The 18,056-nt window shown below is 73.5% G+C and carries 15 protein-coding genes; 9 read left to right on the forward strand and 6 right to left on the reverse strand.

What is annotated here, in order from left to right; all coding sequences use genetic code 11:
• Window positions 1-6: 6 nt before the first annotated feature.
• Window positions 7-3,339, reverse strand: coding sequence for a non-ribosomal peptide synthetase (locus Ari01nite_RS36065; protein WP_203786758.1), 3,333 nt, complete (start codon window positions 3,337-3,339; stop codon window positions 7-9).
• Window positions 3,340-3,515: 176 nt separating this feature from the next.
• On the opposite strand from Ari01nite_RS36065, the gene Ari01nite_RS36070 reads away from it, so the two are divergent.
• From Ari01nite_RS36070 to Ari01nite_RS36085, 4 genes are read left to right on the forward strand one after another with little or no spacing between them, the layout of a single operon-like run.
• A complete protein-coding gene (locus tag Ari01nite_RS36070; RefSeq protein ID WP_203786759.1) occupies window positions 3,516-5,093 on the forward strand; it encodes a GMC oxidoreductase in 1,578 nt (525 codons plus the stop codon).
• On the forward strand, window positions 5,093-5,995 hold the full coding sequence (locus tag Ari01nite_RS36075) for an LLM class flavin-dependent oxidoreductase (RefSeq protein ID WP_203786760.1): 903 nt from the start codon (window positions 5,093-5,095) through the stop codon (window positions 5,993-5,995). The genes Ari01nite_RS36070 and Ari01nite_RS36075 overlap by 1 nt, the downstream gene beginning before the upstream one ends.
• A gap of 27 nt (window positions 5,996-6,022) precedes the next feature.
• Entirely contained in the window at window positions 6,023-6,715 is a 693-nt protein-coding gene (locus tag Ari01nite_RS36080) for a phosphoribosylaminoimidazolesuccinocarboxamide synthase (RefSeq protein WP_203786761.1), read from the forward strand.
• Window positions 6,702-7,400: an SDR family oxidoreductase gene (locus Ari01nite_RS36085; protein WP_203786767.1), complete on the forward strand. Its 699-nt coding sequence runs from the start codon at window positions 6,702-6,704 to the stop codon at window positions 7,398-7,400. Before Ari01nite_RS36080 ends, Ari01nite_RS36085 begins: the two co-directional genes overlap by 14 nt.
• Here the strand turns inward: Ari01nite_RS36085 and Ari01nite_RS36090 are convergent.
• Window positions 7,353-8,084: a helix-turn-helix transcriptional regulator gene (locus Ari01nite_RS36090; protein WP_203786769.1), complete on the reverse strand. Its 732-nt coding sequence runs from the start codon at window positions 8,082-8,084 to the stop codon at window positions 7,353-7,355. The two genes, Ari01nite_RS36085 and Ari01nite_RS36090, sit on opposite strands and share 48 nt — an antisense overlap.
• A 73-nt stretch (window positions 8,085-8,157) precedes the next feature.
• Here Ari01nite_RS36090 and Ari01nite_RS36095 point away from each other — a divergent pair, with 73 nt between their 5' ends.
• Window positions 8,158-9,087: a TAXI family TRAP transporter solute-binding subunit gene (locus Ari01nite_RS36095; protein ID WP_203786771.1), complete on the forward strand. Its 930-nt coding sequence runs from the start codon at window positions 8,158-8,160 to the stop codon at window positions 9,085-9,087.
• On the opposite strand, the gene Ari01nite_RS36100 is transcribed toward Ari01nite_RS36095, so the two are convergent.
• Entirely contained in the window at window positions 9,059-10,477 is a 1,419-nt protein-coding gene (locus Ari01nite_RS36100; protein ID WP_203786773.1) for a sensor histidine kinase, read from the reverse strand. The genes Ari01nite_RS36095 and Ari01nite_RS36100 overlap by 29 nt on opposite strands.
• Window positions 10,478-10,483: 6 nt before the next feature.
• Entirely contained in the window at window positions 10,484-11,167 is a 684-nt protein-coding gene (locus tag Ari01nite_RS36105; RefSeq protein WP_239163305.1) for a response regulator transcription factor, read from the reverse strand.
• 67 nt (window positions 11,168-11,234) lie between these two features.
• Between Ari01nite_RS36105 and Ari01nite_RS36110 the strand changes: the two genes are divergently transcribed.
• From Ari01nite_RS36110 to Ari01nite_RS36120, 3 genes are read left to right on the forward strand one after another with little or no spacing between them, the layout of a single operon-like run.
• Window positions 11,235-12,236 carry a tripartite tricarboxylate transporter substrate-binding protein gene (locus tag Ari01nite_RS36110; RefSeq protein ID WP_203786777.1) on the forward strand — a complete coding sequence of 334 codons (1,002 nt, stop codon included), beginning with the start codon at window positions 11,235-11,237 and terminating at the stop codon, window positions 12,234-12,236.
• A 1-nt stretch (window position 12,237) separates the two neighbouring features.
• Window positions 12,238-12,699, forward strand: coding sequence for a tripartite tricarboxylate transporter TctB family protein (locus Ari01nite_RS36115; protein WP_203786779.1), 462 nt, complete (start codon window positions 12,238-12,240; stop codon window positions 12,697-12,699).
• A 6-nt stretch (window positions 12,700-12,705) separates the two neighbouring features.
• Window positions 12,706-14,211 carry a tripartite tricarboxylate transporter permease gene (locus tag Ari01nite_RS36120; RefSeq protein WP_203786781.1) on the forward strand — a complete coding sequence of 502 codons (1,506 nt, stop codon included), beginning with the start codon at window positions 12,706-12,708 and terminating at the stop codon, window positions 14,209-14,211.
• Window positions 14,212-14,508: 297 nt separating this feature from the next.
• On the opposite strand, the gene Ari01nite_RS36125 is transcribed toward Ari01nite_RS36120, so the two are convergent.
• Complete coding sequence (locus tag Ari01nite_RS36125) at window positions 14,509-15,717, reverse strand: fatty acid desaturase family protein (protein ID WP_203786784.1); 1,209 nt, start codon at window positions 15,715-15,717, stop codon at window positions 14,509-14,511.
• A gap of 8 nt (window positions 15,718-15,725) precedes the next feature.
• Complete coding sequence (locus Ari01nite_RS36130; protein ID WP_203786786.1) at window positions 15,726-16,769, reverse strand: ferredoxin reductase; 1,044 nt, start codon at window positions 16,767-16,769, stop codon at window positions 15,726-15,728.
• A gap of 83 nt (window positions 16,770-16,852) precedes the next feature.
• Here Ari01nite_RS36130 and Ari01nite_RS36135 point away from each other — a divergent pair, with 83 nt between their 5' ends.
• Window positions 16,853-18,031 carry a PucR family transcriptional regulator gene (locus Ari01nite_RS36135; protein WP_203786788.1) on the forward strand — a complete coding sequence of 393 codons (1,179 nt, stop codon included), beginning with the start codon at window positions 16,853-16,855 and terminating at the stop codon, window positions 18,029-18,031.
• Window positions 18,032-18,056 lie beyond the last annotated feature (25 nt).

The following is an 18,056-nucleotide window of genomic DNA, read 5'->3' on the forward strand; positions in this document are numbered from 1 at the left end:
GGTGCGTCAGCGCGGGACGCGGGCGGACAGGCGGCCGCTGAGCGTTCGGACCGTCTGGCAGGCGAACAGGTCCTGGACCGTCACGTCGTGGCCAGGCAGTTCGCGGCGCAGGGCGGCGGCGACCTGGAGCAGCTTCAGCGAGTCCCCGCCGACCTCGAAGAACCGGTCGTCCGGGCCGAACCCGCCGCCGCCCAGCACGCCGGCCCAGGTGCGGGCGACGGCCGCGGTGACGTCGTCGCCCGGCTCGGCCGCGGGTGCGGCGTCCCGGGGCGGCCGGGCCAGGGCCCGCAGCCGGGCGGCGTCCACCTTGCCGTTGCGGGTCACCGGCAGGTCGCCGACGACCGTCCACAGCGCCGGGACCGCGTAGCCGGGCAGTCGCTCGGCGGCGAAGGCGCGCACGTCGGCGGCCAGACCCGGCCGGTCCTGGCCGGCCAGTCCGGCGAGCAGGTCGCCGGCCGAGGCCACCACCGCGGCGTCGCGGACCTCCGGGTGCTCGCGCAGCGTCCGGGCGACCGCCTCCAGCTCGATCCGGAAACCGCGGATCTTCACCTGCCCGTCCCGGCGGCCCAGGAACTGCAGCCGGCCGTCGCCGTCCCAGCGCACCAGGTCGCCGGTGCGGTAGACGCCGGCGGCGAAGGCGGCCGCGGTCTCGGCCGGCAGCCCGGCGTAGCCGAGGGCGACCCCGGTGCCGGCGGCGTACAGCTCGCCGATCCCGCCCGGCGGCACCGGGTGGCCGTCATGGTCCAGCACGGCCACCCCGGTGCCGGCCACCGGGCGGCCGATCGGCAGCGGATCGCCGACCTCGGCCGGATCGCCCACCGTGTGGGTGGTGGTGAACGTCGTATTCTCGGTGGGGCCGTAGCCGTTGGTCACCCGCAGCCCCGGGCACCCGGCCAGCACCCGGCCGACCTGGGCCGGCGGCACCACGTCGCCGCCGGTGAGCAGCTGCACGAGACCGGCGAACGCGTCCGGGCGGTAGTCGGCCACCAGCCGGAACAGCCCGGCTGTTAGCCAGAGGCCGGTGGCGGCCCGCTCGGCCAGGAAGGTGGCGAGTGCCTCCGGGGCCGGATAGGCGTCGCCGAAGACCTCCACGGTGCCGCCGGTGAGCAGCGGAACGAAGATCTCCAGGGTGGACGCGTCGAAGGCCAGCGGGGCCAGCCGGACGAACCGGTCGGCGGCGCCGGGCAGCAGGAAGCCGGGCTCGGCGATCAGGCGGGTGACGCCGCGGTGCGGCACCAGGGTGCCCTTGGGAACACCGGTGGAGCCCGAGGTGAACGCGACGTAGGCGACCCGCTCGGGGTCGGCCGGCTGGGCGGGCGGGACGGACCCGGCCGGTACCGCCCACGGGTCGACGATCGGCAGGTGGTCGTCGCCGAGCACCACCGTGGCGTGCACCGCGTCCAGCATGGTGGCGGCGGTGGCGGCCGGGACGTCCGGCTCGATGCTCGTGTAGGCGGCGCCCAGCCGCAGGATGCCGAGCACCGCGACAATCTCCCGGGCCGACCGGCGGACCGCGAGGCCCACGCAGTCGCCGGCCCGGACCCCGGCCATGGCCAGCGCGGCCGACTGGGCCTCGGCCGCGCGTCGCAGCTCGGCGTAGGTGAGCGGGCGGCCGTCGCCGTCGCGGACCGCCACCCCGTCCGGCGTTCGGCCGGCGGTGGCCTCGAACAGCTGCCAGAGCCCGCCCGCCGGCCCAGCGTCCGGCCCAGCGTCCGGTCCCGCGGAGAGCCGGGCCAGCCGGTCGCGCTGGGCCGGCGTCATGGTGCGAACGGCGGCCAGCGGCCGGGTCGGGTCGGCCAGCTCGGCGAGGGTGTGCTCCAGCGCGACGGCCAGCTCGGCGGCCTCGTCCGGGCCGAGCGCGCCGGTGGCGTACTCCAGGGCGAGGCGCGGTGCGTCGCCCCACCGCTGCACGTAGAGCACCGCGTCGTAGACGGTGCCGCCGCAGTGGCCCTCGTGCACGGTCGCGGTCAGGTTGGGCGCGGTCAGCCGGTCCGGGACCAACTCGTCGTGGGCCGCGAACGCGACCTGCACGAGCGGGTGCCGGGCGTCGTCGCCGCCGAGCCCGAGCCGGGCGACGATGTCCTCGATCGGCACGTCGGCGGCGGCCATCGCGGTCCGCAGCGCCGCCGCGGTCTGCGTGACGTGCCCGGCGGAGGTGCCGGCGTCGTCGATCCGGCAGTGCACCGGCAGCATCGCGAGGCACGGCCCGACCAGGTCGAGGGTGGCCGCGGTCCGGCCCGCGGCGGCGACACCGAGCACCAGCTCCGGCATCGCGGCGCGCCGGGCGACGACCAGCGCCCACGCGGACAGCAGCACCGCGTTGCGGGTCGAGCCGGTGTGCCGGGCGAGCCGCTCGCAGGCCGCGACCGCGACCGGGGACAGGCCGAAGACCAGCCGGGTGCCGGCCCGGCCCGGTCGCCGGGGCGCGTCGCTGGGCAGTTCCACGGTGGCCGGCGCGCTCTCCAGTTCGGCGGCGCGCCGGTCGGCCCGTTCGGCCGTTCCGGCCGCGCGCTCGGCGGCGACTACCACGTCCATCGACGGCGCGGACGCGGTCGGGTCGGTGCCGCCGAGGCCGGCCACCAGCTCGCGCAGCAGCAGGCCGACGCCCCAGCCGTCGACCAGCGCGTGGTGCACCAGCACCGAGACCACCGTGCGGTCCGGCCCGGCCGCGGCGGCCGCGAACACCACCGGCGGCCGGCGGAACGGGTCGAGCAGGCCGCTCGCGGCGGCCGACAGGGTCGCCTGCGCGGTGGCGACCGGGTCACCGGTGGCCGGCGGCAGCGGCTGGTCCAGCAGGATGGGCGTCCAGGCGGGCAGCACCCGTCGCCGCAGCCCGTCGCCGCCGGCCGGGACGAACACGGTCCGCAGCACCTCGTGCCGGCGGGTCAGCGCGGCGAGCACCGCGCGCAGCCGGGCCGGATCGAGCGGGCCGCGCAGGTCGAGGCTGAACAGCAGATGGAACGGCGTGCCGCCGTGCAGCTGCTCGCCAACCAGCATGGCCCGTTGCACCCGCGAGGCCGCCGGCAGCGCCGCCGGGCCGTCCCCAGCCGGCCCGGCGGCCTCCGCCGCGCTCACCGGCACCGCGTCGGCCGGCCCGGCGGCCGGCGGCGTTTCCGCATCCGCGATCACCGGCGTCCCGTCCGCCAGCACGGTGGCCAGCGGCTCCGGTCCCAGCAGCGCCGCCACCGCGACGCGGCGGCCGTGCCGCCGCTCCAGCAGGGCGGCCAGTTCCAGCGCCCGCAACGACGTGCCGCCCAGGGCGGTGAACGAGTTCCGCCGCGTCGCGGCCGCGGTGAGGTTCTGGCCGAGCACCTCGGCGCACAGGTCGATGAGTTCCACGCAGCGATCGTGGCCGCCGCGGCGGGGCGGCACCCAGACCCGGACGGGGCGGCCGATCGGGCGCACTTTCGGCCGCCCCGGTCGGGTCTGCCCGGCGCCACCCCGCCGCGCCGACGCTTCCGGTGCGGGCCGGCCGACCGGCTGCCCGATGAGGAGGCAAGGTGAGGAGGCAGACGGTGGCACCCGAATTCGAGCCGGATCAGGCTCTGCTGTCCACGATGGCCGACGTCGCGGGCCGGCGCTTCGACCACGTGATCGTCGGCGGGGGGTGCGTCGGCACGGTGCTGGCGGCGAGCCTGCTCGACCGCGACCCGCACGCCCGGGTCCTGATCCTGGAACAGGGCCCCTGGCTGCTCGGCGAGCACGTGCAGGACCTCGCGCCGCAGACCCAGGCGCTGATGGACACGGCGATCGCGACCCCGTGGCGGACGGCCGGCGACCTGTTCCTGGCCGCCCAGATCCCGCACCTCGGCGGCCGGGCCCTGTTCTGGAGCGGCTGGACCCCGCAGCCCCGCCCGGACCAGCTGCGGGCCTGGCCGGCGCCGGTGGTCCGGGAGCTCGGCAGTTACTGGGCCGAGGCGCGCGAGGTGCTCGGCGTGCACACCGCCGCCTACGGCCCCCTGCACGACATGGTGCGCGCCCGGATCAGGCGGGCGCTGCCCGGCTGCCCCGGCCTGGAGACGCCGGCCAGCCCCGAACAGCTCGACGCGCTGCTGGCGAGCGCGATGCGCCCCCGGACGGCCGGCCGCAGCCGGTTCAGCCCGGTACCGGTCCTGGTCGGGCTGCTGCGGGCGCACCCGGACCGGTTCGCGGTGGTCGCCGAGTGCCCGGTCGAGGGGTTCCGGCTGGCCGGCACCGAGGCCGGCGCTGAGGCCGTCGCGGTACGCACCGCGCACGGCGACCTGCCGCTGGACGGCGCCCGGCTGCTGCTGGCCAACGGCACCGTGGAGAGCACCCGGCTGGTGCTCGACGCGCTGCCGGCCGAGCGGCGGCCGCTGGCCGGTCGCAACCTCAACGGTCACGTCGGCAGCTGGTTCGCCTGCCGGGTTCCGCGCTCGGCGTTCCCCGGCCTGCCCGAGGGCCATGTGCTCGGCGCCTACTACCTGGACGGCGGCATCCCCGAGCGGCAGTTCCACCTGCAGCTGATCGCCAGCGCCACCACCGACGCGGCCCGCGATCACGACCGGATCTACCGGAGCGTGCCGGAGCTGTCCGGCGCGGACATCATGGCCCAGCTCGCTGCCGACGAGCACGTCGTGTTCCTCGTACGCGGCCTCGGGGAGATCTCCACGGACGGCCCGGCGGAATCGCCGGTTGCGGTGCGCCTCGGCGCGGACGGCACGACCGAGGTGGACCTCCGGCTGGACCCGGCCGACCGGCGCATGTGGGACGCGCTGGACGCCTGCCAGGACGCCCTGCTGGCCGGGCTGTTCGACGGCGAGCAGCTCGAATACTGGTCGTCCGAGGAGCAGCGGTGGACCGCCGGCCCGCCGGCCGCCCGGCGGCAGCCGTTCCTGATGCACGAGGCCGGCACGCTCTGGATGGGCGAGTCGCCGGACGATTCGGTCACCGACCTGCACGGCCGCCCGCACGGGGTGACCAACGTGCACGTCGCCACCGCGGCGGCGTTCCCGACCGAGGGTTCCTGGAACCCGACGCTGACCATGGTCGCGATGGCGGTGCGTCTGGCCGCGCACCTGGCCGCGGAGGCGACCTGCCCGCCGGCCCGGCCGCTCGTGACGGCGGCCCGGTGATGCAGGTCCGCATCCACGTCGAGCCGACCGAGGTCGGTGCCTCCTACGCCGAGCTGTCCCGGGCCGCGCGGGCCGCCGAGGAATGCGGCTTCGACGGCTTCTTCCGGTCCGACCACTACCTGCGGTTCGGCGACCGGACCGGCCCGGCCGCACCGAGCGACGCGTGGACGACGCTCGCCGGCCTGGCCCGGGACACCCGGTCGATCACGCTCGGCACGCTGGTCAGCCCGGTCACCTTCCGCTCGCCGGCGCAGCTCGCGATCCAGGTGGCGGACGTCGCCGAGATGTCCGGCGGCCGGGTCGAGCTGGGCCTCGGCACCGGCTGGCACGGCGCCGAGCACACCGCGTACGGGATCGCCTTCCCGCCGCGGCGGTACGCCCGGCTGGCCGAGCAGATCGAGGTGCTGACCGGCCTCTGGGCCGCGACCGGGCCGTTCACCTTCCACGGCGAGCACTACTGCCTGGACGCCGCGCCACCGCCACGCCGCGATCCCGGCCGGCCCGCGCCACCGCTGATCATCGGCGGGATGGGTGCCCGGCGCACGCCCGAGCTGGCCGCCCGGCACGCCGCCGAGTACAACGCGCTGGCCGCCCCGCCCGCGGTCGCCGCCGCCCGCTACGAACTGGTCGGCAAGCTCGCCGCGCAGTCCGGCCGGCAGGTCGTCTGCTCGACGCTGCAGACCGTCTGCTGCGGCCGCACCGACGCCGAGGTGGCCCGCCGGGCAGCGGCGCTCGGCGAACCGCTCGGCCCGGACGCGTTCGCCGGCACCCCGGACGCCGTCGCCGAGCGGATCCACCGCTACGCCGAGGCCGGCGCCACCCGCGTCTACCTGCGGGTGCTCGACCTCGGCGACCTCGACCACCTGGAACTGCTGGCCGCCGCCGTGCTGCCCCAACTATGAGGCTGCCCCAACTATGAGGAGGAGACCATGCCGACCACCACCGCGCCCGACATCGAGGGCCGCAGCAAGCGGCTCTGGCTGCGCGACGACGGCACCTGCGACGTCGAGCTGATCCCGAGCCTGCGCAGCTTCACCTACCACCGGGACGAGCTGATCGAGGACACCGGGCCGCTGCGGCTGGACTTCTACGAGCGGGCCGCCGCCCGGCTCGGCGAGGCCGGCATCCGCACCGCGTTCCGGGGCCGGCTCGGTCCGGTCCGCTACCGGGCCGCCTACCGGCCGGCCCCGCCGTTCGAGGTGATCGTCAAGAACCGTGCGGTCGGCTCGACCACGGTCAAGTACCCGGGCCTGTTCCCGGCCGGCGAGCCGCTGCCCCGCCCGGTGGTGAAGTTCGACTACCGGGTCGACCCGGAGGACCAGCCGATCGGCGAGGACTACCTGCGTGCCCTGGACGTGCCGGTGGACGCGTTCCGGGAGACCGCGCTGGCCGTCAACACCGCGCTGCGGTCCTGGTTGCACCCGCTGGACCTGTGGGACTTCTGCCTGATCCTGGCCACCGACACCGACGGGACGCCGATCGTCATCTCCGAGGTGTCGCCGGACTGCATGCGGCTGCGGCACCCGGACGGCGCGAAGCTCGACAAGGACCTGTTCCGCGACGGCGGCCGGCCCGAGGAGATCGTCGCGGCCTGGCGCAGGCTGCTCGATGAGCTCGGCTGACGACCGGCCGGTCGCCCTGGTGACCGGGGCGACCCGGGGCACCGGCCGGGCCGTCGCCCGGGAGTTGCACCGGCGCGGCTACGCGGTGGCCGCGCTGCACCGGGGCCGGTCCGGCGACGACTGGCTCACCGAACTCGAGTGCGATCTCACCGATCCGGGCGCCCCGCCGGCCGAGCTACTCGCCCGGTTCGGCCGGCTGGACGCCGTGGTCTGCAACGCCGCGGTCCGCCGGCTGGGCCCCGTGGCCGACCTGGACCCGGCGGCCTGGGACGAGTCGGTGGCGGTCAATCTCAGCTCGGTGTTCCGGCTGATCCGGGCCACGCTGCCGGCCGTCCGCGCGGCGGCCGGCAGCTACGTGGTGATCGGCAGCCACGCCGGCACGCACTTCTTCGAGGGCGGTGCCGCCTACAGCGCCACCAAGGCGGCGCTGCGCGCGCTGGTGGAGACCTTGCTGCTCGAGGAGCGCCGTCATGGCGTACGGGCAACGCTCGTGCACGCCGGTGCGATCGCGAATCGGCCGGGCGACCGGAGCCCGTACAAGATGGCCGTGGAATCGGTCGCCAGGTGGGTCGCCATGATCGTCGCCGACCAGCCGCCCGACCTGGCCGTGGGTGAGATCGAAATCAGACCGGCCCGGCTACGGACACCCGCGGTCGCCGGGCTGGCCCGGCTGCAGGACGTCTGAGGCCAGGATGGCGACCTCGGTGCGGTTGGTGCAGCCCAGCTTGACCAGCAGGCTGGAGACGTGCCGCTTGACCGAGTGGCTGGAGATGTCCAGGCTGCGGGCGATCTGTTGGTTGCTGCGCCCGCGGGCGACGAGGGCCATCACGGTCTGCTCCCGAGCGGTGAGCCGGCCGACCGGCATGGCCGGGATCTCCGGTGCTTTCTCGGGCGGGCGTGCCATCGCGTTTCGCAGCGCGGCCGGCAGCGAGGCGGCCACCGCCCGGCGCAGCAACTCGTGCCGGAAGTGCAGGGTGCCGTCGCCGGCTCGCAGCAGGTCCGCGTCCAGCGCCTCCTGCCAGGCCGGCAGCAGCGCCGCGACGGTGCTGCCGGTCATCCCGGCGACCTCGTCCGGGTCGACCGCCGGGCCGAGCACGGCCGCGACGCACAGCAGTTGCCGGCAGCCCGGACTCAGCCCGGCCAGCACCGTGCGGGCGAGCGCCACGGTCGCCTCGGGCAACGCGGCCGGCCCGGCTGACACCGCTAGCCCGTCGTCGATCGCGACGCGGCCCTCGTCGTGCAGGCCGGCCACCAGCGACCGGGTCCAGTCCGGATCGCCGGCCGCGGTGGCGACCAGATCGAGAACAGCTTCGGCCGGCGGGGCACCGAACACCGCGGTGCACAGCCGGAGGATCGCGTCGGGCGTCATGCCGGGATGATGCGGAGACTCGCTCAGAGTCCGCTCCTAGTCGGCTCCGAGCCGGCGTCCTACCATCCTGGCCATGGTGCTCGACGCGGAGCGGCGGTGGAGCCGGCGGGCGGTGCTGCTGGCCGCCGGCGGGCTGGTCGCCGGCTGCTCGGGGCGGCCGGAGACCGACCGGGTCCCGTTGCGCCTGGCCACCGGCCCGGCCGGCGCGGTCTACCGGCGGATCGGGGGTGCCCTGGCCGAAAGCATCAACGAGCGGGTGCCCGGCGCCACCGTGACCACCGTCCCCAGCGGCGCGTCCACCGACAACATCAGGATGCTCCGGGCCGGCGCGGTGCATCTCGGACTGACCAGCCTGGACGCGCTGATCACCACGGACGGCAGTGTGCCCGGCGGGTTGTCCGCGGTGTGCCGGCTCTACGACAGCCACCTGCACCTTGTCGTGCTGGCCGCCTCCCGGATCACCAGGTGCGCCGACCTCGCGGGGCGGCGGATCTCGCTCGGTGCGCGCGACTCGGGCACTGAGTTCACCTCGTCGCGGGTGCTCGCGCTCGGCCGGGTGCGGGCCGGCGGGCGGCATCTCAGCCAGGCCGAGTCGGCCGCGTTGCTGCTCGACGGCGGGATCGACGCGATGTTCTCGCTGACCGGGGTGCCGACGCCGGCCGTCACCGAGCTGGCCGAGCGGCATCCGATCCGGCTGATCCCGCTGGCCGGCGAGGCCGACGCACTCGTCACGGCCTATCCGGGGCCGTATGTTCCGGCCACGATCGCGCCGACCGCGTACCCGGGTGTGCCGGCGACCCCGACCGTGGCGGTGCCCAACGTGCTGCTCGTGCGCGACGACGTGCCGCACGACCTGGTCTACGCGATCACCGACACGATCTTCACGCACACTCAGACGATGGTGCCGGAGGGGTTGCGGATCAACGTGCGCACGGGGATCGCCACCGCGTCGGTCCCGCTCCATCCGGGGGCGGTCAGCTGGTTCCGAGATCGGAAGCGGTGATCGGCAGCGCCACGATCGCGGCGAAGCCGTGGCCGGAACCGTCCGGGCGCGGCAGGCCCTCCGCCAGGCGCAGCTCACCGCCGGCCGCGCCGGCCAGGTCGGCGCAGATCGCCAGGCCGAGGCCGGTGCCGGGGACGTTCTGGTGTTTCGGCGACCGCCAGAAGCGGCGCAGCGCCTGACCGCGCTCGGCCTCGTCCAGGCCCTGACCGTCGTCCCGGACGCTGATCAGCACCCGGTCGCCGTCCCCGACCCGGGCACTCACCTCGATCAACCGCGCTTCGGAGAGCCGCAGCGCGTTGCTGATCAGCTCGTCCAGGATGCTGCCCAGGCCGCCGGGCGGCTCGAGCAGCCGCAGGCCGGGCGGCACGTCGACGGCCAGGGTCTCGCCCGCGGTCGCGGTCAGTGCCCGCCACCGGTCCAGCCGGGTGGCCAGCACCGCGTCCAGGTCCACCGGGGACGCCGTGCGCATGCTCTCCATCCGGGCGCTGGCCTGCAGCGAGTTGAGCATCCGCTGCATCGCCTTGAGTTCGTCCACCGCCATGGCGTACACCTGCTTGCCGTTGTCGCCCGGAGCGAGGTGCGGCGCCAGGCTCTCCACCGCCAGCCGCAGGCTGGTCAGCGGGTTGCGCAGCTGGTGCGAGGCGTCGGAGACGAACGCCCGCTGGCGCTGCACCGCGTTCTCGACCGCGTCCATCATGGTGTTGAACGAGGCCGCCAGCCGCCGCAACTCGGCCGGGCCGGCCTCGGCCTCGGCCCGGGTGGTCAGGTCGCCCCGGGAGATCCGCGCGGTGGCCGCGTCCAGCTGGCGCACCGGGCGCAGCACCCACGCCGACACCGGCCAGGCGACCGCCACCAGCGCGATCAGCGGCAGCAGCCCGAGCCCGGCGAGACGGGCCCAGCGGGCCAGGATGCGGTCCCGGGTGCGGGACAGGTCGGAGATCGTCACGACCGCGCCGACCACCTCGCTGTCCCGGCCCACCGGCTCGGCCACCACCAGCGCGGAGTCGTGCCACGGCGCCCACTCCCGGGACGGTTCGGAGCGCGCGCCGGCCAGCGCCGCGGTCACGATGCCGGGCAGGGCCGGCTCGGCGCCGGCGGCCGTGCGGTAGGCGTCGGCCGGGCCGAGCAGCACCATCCCGGAGGTGTCGATCACCGCCACCGGGATGTCGTACAGGCGGTGGTAGCGGGTCAGTTCCTCCTGGAGTGCCTCGGTGCGGCCGGTGGACAGCGCGGTGTCGGCCAGCGAGGCGAACCGGCCGATGTCGTTGAGGCGATCGACGTACACCTCCTGCATTTCTCTTTCCGCCACGGTGACACCGAGCGGAACGCCGAGCGCCACCACCAGCAGGACGGCGAGCGGCACCAGGACGACGAGCAGGCGGCGGTGCACGGCCGGTCAGCCGATCAGCTCCGGCGCGTCGGCCAGCAGCCGGTAGCCCACCCCGTGGACCGTGCGGATGACCACTGCCGGCCCGAGCTTGTGCCGCAGCGCGGCGATGTGCGTGTCCAGGGTGCGGCTCGACGGCTCCCAGGTGGCGCCCCAGATCTGGTCGAGGATGACGTCCCGGCTGACCACGTTGGGCGCGCGCCGGGCCAGCAGCAGGAGCAGGTCGAACTCCTTGCGGGTCAGGGTCACGGCGGTGCCGCCGACGGTGACCTCGCGGGCGCCGACCCCGATCCGGATCGAGCCGACCACGAGCGGCTCGTCCGGGTGAGTCTGCGCCCGGGCGGTGCGGGTGCGTCGCAGCACGGCGTCGATGCGGGCCAGCAGTTCCGCTACGCCGAACGGCTTCACGATGTAGTCGTCGGCGCCGGCCCGCAGGCCCCGGACGCGGTCGTGCTCCTCGGACCGCGCGGTCACCGCGATGACCGCCGTCTCGGGCCGGTCGCGCAGCCGGCGGATCACGTCGAGCCCGTCGCCGTCGGGCAGGCCCAGATCGACCAGGACGACATCGGACGGTTCGGCGCTCGCGGCCTCGGCGGCGGTGGCGACCCGGTGCACCTCGAAACCGGCCTGGGCCAGGACGGTCACCAGACCACGCGCCACGCGGTCGTCATCCTCGATGACGGTGATCCGCATACCGGCGGATTCTACTTCTTGGGATTCCTCTGACACCATCGGCGTCCACACCGGTCAAACTGACCTGATGAGAATGACCAGGATGATCGCCGCGCTCAGCGCCGTTTCGCTGGTCGCCGCCTGTTCCGGCAACGGCGGTACCGAGGGCAGCGGCAGCGGCGGGGGATACCCGGACCAGAACATCACCATCGTCGTGCCGTTCAGCGCCGGCGGCCCGACCGACACCGTCACCCGGATGATCGCCGACCCGATGGCGAAGGCGCTCGGCGGCAAGATAGTCGTGCAGAACGTCGAGGGCGCCGGCGGCACGGTCGGCGCCGGCCAGGTCGCGCGCGCCAAGCCGGACGGCTACACGGTGCTCATGCACCACATCGGCATGTCCACGGCGCCGGCCCTCTACAAGGACCTCGGGTACCAGCCGCTCGAGGACTTCGAGACGGTCGGGCTGGTCACCGAGGTGCCGATGACCGTGGTGGCCCGAAAGAACTTCGAGCCCACCACCTTCGGAGAACTCGTGACCTACGTGAAGGCGAACGCCGGCAAGGTCACCCTGGCCAACGCCGGCATCGGAGCCGCGTCGCACCTCTGCGGCCTGCTGTTCCAATCGGCCGCGGGGGTCAAACTTCAAGAGGTCCCGTACGAGGGAACCGGCCCGGCCCTGACCGACCTGGTCGGCGGTCAGGTCGACTTCATGTGCGACCAGACGACCAACACCAGTGGCCAGATCGCGGCCGGCGAGGTCAAGGCGTACGCGGTCACCACGCCCGACCGGGTGAAAAGCCTGCCGGATGTGCCCACCACGGCCGAGGCCGGCATGCCGCAGCTGGCGGTGAGCGTCTGGCACGGCCTCTACGTGCCGGCCGGCACCCCGCCGGAGGTGGTGCAGAAGCTGTCCGCCGCGCTGACCGCGGCCCTGGCCGACCAGGCGGTCATCGACCAGATGGCGAAACTCGGCACCGCACCGGTACCGGCGGCCGACGCGACCCCGCAGGCGCACGAGGCCAAGCTCACCGAGCAACTCAGCATCTGGGCCAAGATCATCGCCGACGCCGGGGTCAAGGCCTCCTGAGGTGGAACGCCGCCGATCGTTCCCGGATGTACTGGCCGGGAGCCTGTTCGTCCTGATCGGAGGCGCCTTCGCGGTGGGGTCGCTCGGCTACGAGCTGGGCACCCCGCTGCGGATGGGCCCCGCCTACTTCCCGCTGCTGGTCGGCGCGATCCTGGCCGCCCTCGGCCTGGCGATCGTGGTGAAGGGCCTGATCGCCGGCGAGGTGCCCGCGTTCGGCCCGGTGCCGTGGCGCGCGGTGGCCGCCATCGTGACCGCGGTCCTGTTCTTCGGGTTCACCGTGCAGGGCCTCGGTTTCGTGCCGGCGTCGTTCGTTACCGCGCTGCTGACCACCCTGGCCAGTGCACGCGTACGCCCGCTGCCGGCGCTCGCCGTGGCGGCCGGCCTGACGGTGGCCGCCACGCTCATCTTCGTCGTCGGCCTGCAGCTGCGGGTACCGCTCTGGGGCTCCTGGCTCCCGTTCTGAGGTCACATGGATCTGCTCAACAACTTGACGCTGGGCTTCTCGACCGCCCTGCTGGTGCAGAACGTCCTCTACTGCTTCGTGGGCGTGCTGCTCGGGACGGCGGTCGGCGTGCTGCCCGGCATCGGCCCGACCGCGACGGTGGCGATGCTGCTGCCGATCACGTTCAACTTCGAGCCGGTCACCGCGCTGATCATGCTGGCCGGCATCTACTACGGCGCCCAGTACGGCGGCTCCACCACGGCCATCCTGATCAACCTGCCCGGCGAGTCGTCGGCGGCCGTGACCGCGCTCGACGGCCACGCGATGGCGCGCCAGGGCCGGGCCGGTCCGGCGCTGGCCGCCGCGGCGATCGGCTCGTTCTTCGCCGGCACGGTCGCCACCGTGGTGCTGGCCGTGGCCGCCCCGCCACTGGCCCGGGTCGCGCTGCGGTTCGGCCCCGCCGAGTATTTCTCGCTGGTGCTGCTCGGCCTGATCGTCTCGATCGCGCTGGCCCGCGGCTCGGCTCTCAAGGCGCTCGCGATGATCACGCTGGGCATCCTGTTCGGCACGGTCGGCCAGGACATCTACTCCGGCACCCCGAGGTTCGTCTTCGAGCAGCGCGAACTCTACGGCGGCATCGACTTCGTGTCGGTCGCGGTCGGCATGTTCGGCGTGGCCGAGATTCTGCGCAACCTGGAGAACGAGGACACCCGGGCGGCCATCGTCAGCAAGGTGAAAAACCTGTGGCCGACCCGCGAGGACCGGCGCCGGATGGCGGCCCCGATCCTGCGCGGCACCGGCCTGGGCGCGGCACTGGGCGTGCTGCCCGGCGGCGGCCACGTGCTGGCGTCGTTCACCTCGTACGCGGTGGAGAAGCGCATCTCCCGCCGCCCCGCCGAGTTCGGCACCGGCGCCATCGAGGGCGTGGCCGGCCCCGAGTCGGCCAACAACGCCGCCGCCCAGACGTCCTTCATCCCGCTGCTCACCCTGGGCCTGCCCGCGCACCCCGTGATGGCTCTGATGGTCGGCGCCTTCATCGTGCACGGCATAACCCCGGGCCCGAACGTCATCACCGACGAGCCGGCCCTGTTCTGGGGCCTGATAGCGTCGATGTGGATCGGCAACGTCCTGCTGGTCCTGCTCAACCTGCCGCTGATCGGCATCTGGGTGCGCATGCTGCGCATCCCCTACACGGTCCTGTTTCCCACGATCGTCCTGTTCGCCGCGATCGGCACGTATTCGCTGGGCTTCAACGCCTACGACGTCTACGCGATAGCTTTCTTCGGCATCCTCGGCTACGTCCTGATCAAATGCGGCTGCGAGCCGGCCCCGTTGCTGCTCGGCTTCGTCCTGGGCCCACTGCTCGAGGAAAACCTGCGCCGAGCCCTGATCATCTCCCGAGGCGACGCCACCGTCTTCCTGACCCGCCCGATCTCCGCAGCTTTGCTGATCCTGGCGGTGGCCGCGCTGGTGGTGGCCGCCCTCCCCATGATCCGCAAACGCCGGGACAAGGTCTTCACCGAAGACGAGTAACAACCCCCCGCGCTACACCCAACCCTCCCGCGCCCGCGCTGGCCCGCGCCCCGCCCGTGCCCGGGCCCGGCCGTGCCCGCGCCGATCTTGTGGAGTTCCTGTTCGCTCGACTTTCGCCATTGTCCGCTTTGCGCTGGGGTGAGTGTGTCCGGAAAGGATGGAATCTTGGGGTTTGCGTCGCGGGCTGTGCCGAATGGTGGAACGGCCTTTCAGCTTGCGGGACCTCGGGGCATCAGGTGAGAGGCGGTCCCGCGATACGGCACGGTGGCCATATCGTGGGAGCCGGCGCCCGGTGTCTTATGGCGTTGCCGTGCTGGCTGCGGGGGTGGGCTCGGCGGCTGCCGGAATCTCGGCTCGGCGCCAGCGGGTTGCGACGGCCGGCTCCTTTTTCTGCACCGGCTGCCGCACGGCTGCTTCGCGGCGGTTGGGCAGTGCCAGGCGGAAGACCTTGAACCAGGCGGACGCTACCTGCTTGGGCAGTGGACCGCTGGTGTAGCTGAGCCCGTACCGCTGAAACAAGTCTTTGATTTTGGGCGCGATCTCCCGGTAGCGGTTGCTCGGCATGTCCGGGAACAGGTGGTGCTCGATCTGGTGTGAGAGGTTGCCGGTCATCAGGTGCATGGCCTTGCTGCCGCTGATGTTGGCCGAGCCGAGCATCTGGCGCAGGTACCACTCGCCGCGGGTTTCGCCCTCGATGGACGTCTTTTCGAAGGTCTCGACTCCGCTGGGAAAGTGGCCGCACATGATCACCGAGTGGGCCCACAGGTTGCGGATCACGTTGGCCACGAAGTTGGCGGCGATGGTGTGCAGGAACGACGGGCCGGACAGTGCGGGGTGGATGACGTAGTCCTTCAGCATCTGCTTGCCGATTTTGCGGCGGACCTGCTTGAGCGCGGCCCGGAACTTCGGGTCGCGGCGGCGCTCCCTGGTGGCCAGGTTCTTACCCAGTTCGAGGTCGTACGCCGCGATGCCGTACTCGAAGAAGCAGGCGTTGACGAAGTTGTAGAGCGGCTGGCCCAGGTGCGCCGGGTGCCAGCGCTGGTCCTCGTCGACGCGCATGATGCCGTAGCCGAGGTCGTTGTCCCGGCCGATCACGTTCGTGTAGGTGTGGTGCAGCTCGTTGTGCGAGTGCTTCCACTGCTCGGCGGGGGAGGCGTGGTCCCACTCCCACTTCGTCGAGTGGATCTTCGGGTCGCGCATCCAGTCCCACTGGCCGTGCAGGACGTTGTGGCCGATCTCCATGTTCTCCAGGATCTTGGCGACCGTCAGGCCCGCGGTGCCGACCAGCCAGGCCGGCGGGAACAGCGAGAACAGCAGCACCCCGCGGCTGCCCAGCTCAAGACCGCGCTGCCAGGCGATGACCCGGCGGATGTACGCGGCGTCGTTCGCGCCCCGGCTGGCCATCACCTCGTCGCGGATGGCGTCGAGCTCGATGCCGATCTGCTCGATGTCGTCCGGGGTCAGGTGCGCGATCGGGTTGGCGGACTTGCGTTGCAGCGTGGTCATCGGGGTCCTCAGTGATCGAAGGTGCAGGGGCCGGCGGCGGCCGAGACGCAGGTCTGAACGGGGATGCGGTCGCCCGGCTCGGCGACGGTGAGCGTGCCGTCGCGCAGGTCGCGGACGGCGCCCTCGCGCAGCGGCAGCACACAGGAGAAACAGATGCCCATCCGGCAGCCGGACGGCATCAGCACGCCGGCCGCCTCGCCGGACTCCAGCAGCGGCCGCGAGCCGTCGGTCGGCACCACGGTGCCGGTCTGCGCGAACGTGACCGGGCCGCCCTCGCCGCTGTTCAGCAGCACCGGGCGGAAGCGTTCGGTGCGCAACAGGCCGGTGCCGGCCCAGTGTTCCTCGAGGTCGTCGAGCATCTCGTTGGGGCCGCACGCCCAGGCCTGCCGCTCGAACAGGTCGGGCACCAGGCCGGCCAGGTCGGCGGGCTTGATCCGGCCGTCGGCCCGGGTGTGCCGCTCGATCAGGCGGATCCGCCCCGCGGCGGCGAGCGACCGCAACTCGGCGCCGAAGACGACCGCCTCCGGAGTGGGTGCCGAGTGCACGACCACGACGTCCGGCAGGTCCGGCAGCGCGCTGCGGAGCATGCCCATGACCGGGGTGATGCCGCTGCCCGCGGTCAGGAACAGCGCCTTGGCCGGCCGCGGATCGCTCAGCACGAACTCGCCGGTCGGCGGTTCGAGATGCAGGATCATGCCGCGCCGGGCGTTGGTGATGAGGTGGTTGCTGACCGCGCCGCCGGGGACGGCACTCACCGTGATGGTGACCAGGTCACCGGGCCGGCTGGTGATCGAGTACGAGCGCCAGAGGCGTACGCCGTCAATGTCCGCACCGACCCGGAGGTACTGTCCTGGCTGATGTGGCAGCCAGCCCCGGCCCGGCCGCAGCACCAGGGTGGCGCTGGTCGCGGTCTCGGGACGCACCGCCTCGACCCGGGCGCGCAGCACGGCCGGGTTCCGCAGCGGGGCGATCACGTCGAGGTAGTCGGCCGGGACCAGCGGCGTGGTCAGCAGTTCGACGACGCGCCAGGCGCCGGTCCGCAGGGTGCGCATGAGTCAAGCTTTACCGCGATCCGGGTTAGAATCCTGACCAGGCGAAGTGAATCATGGCGACTAGTTTGTTCGCGGAGAACAAAATGATGGATATACGCGCCTTCCGGTTACCGCCTGCGGTGGTGGCACCGCTGCGCGACCGGCTGCCGCACGTCGCCACCCGGGCCATCGACGCGATCACCGCCGAGGTGCCGGCCTATGCCGAGGCGTTCGCCGGCGACATGGGTGCGAAGATCGAACGTGCCGTCCGGGCCGCGCTGGGCACGTTCCTCGGCCTGGTCTCGCGAGCGTACGGGCCCGAACCGCACTCGCCGCTGACCCCCGGCCTCGAGGCCGCGTACGCGCTCGGCCGGGGTGAGGCCCGCAGCGGCCGGAGCCTGGACGCCCTGCTGGCCGCCTACCGGGTGGGCGCCCGCGTCTCCTGGCACGAACTGGCCGCGATCAGCGTCGCGGCCGGTCAGCCCGCCGCCGCCATCGCGCACTTCGCCGAGCTGGTCTTCGCCTACATCGACGAGCTCTCCGCGGCCAGTGTGGCCGGGCACGCCGACGAACTGGCCTCCTCGGGCCGGGCCCGGATCCGCCACCTGGAGCAGCTCACCCAGGCGTTGCTGAACGGCGAGGCGGAACACTCGGTGGTCGCGGCCGCCCAGCGCGCCGACTGGTCACCGCCGCAGACGCTGACCGCCGTGCTGGTGCCCGAGCATGCCGCCCGCACGGTGGTGGATCTGCTCGACCGCCGCACGTTGCGGCTCAGCGAGGCTGGACAGGCCGTCCTGCTGGTGCCCGACGCCTCCCCGTCCGCGTTGCTGGGCCTGCTGCGCGGCCAGCGCGCGGTGGTCGGTCCGGTGCGTCCGTGGATGCAGGTGAAGGCGTCGTACGACCGGGCTGTGCGCACCCTGCAGCTGCCCGCCCTGTCCACCGCCGACTATGTCGTCGACACTGAGGACCACCTGGTCGCCCTGGTGCTGACCGCCGACCCGCAGGCGCTGGCCGACCTGCGTGCGCGGGTGCTGGAGCCGCTGTCGGCCGAGACCGAGGTTTCGGCCGCCAAGCTGGCCGAGACGCTGCGCAGCTGGCTGCGGCACCAGGGCCGGCGCGAGGAGGTGGCCGCCGAGCTGTTCGTCCATCCGCAGACGGTGCGCTACCGGATGACCCGATTGCGAGAGCTGTACGGGGACAGACTGCGCGACCCGGACTGGCTGGCGTCGCTGACCATCGCGCTCGCGCTACCATATCCTAGTAATCCGATAGCTAAGCATTGACATAGCCGACCCGCGTCGGCACAGT

Origin of the sequence: Paractinoplanes rishiriensis (genome assembly GCF_016862375.1) — a bacterium.
Taxonomy (GTDB): domain Bacteria; phylum Actinomycetota; class Actinomycetes; order Mycobacteriales; family Micromonosporaceae; genus Actinoplanes; species Actinoplanes rishiriensis.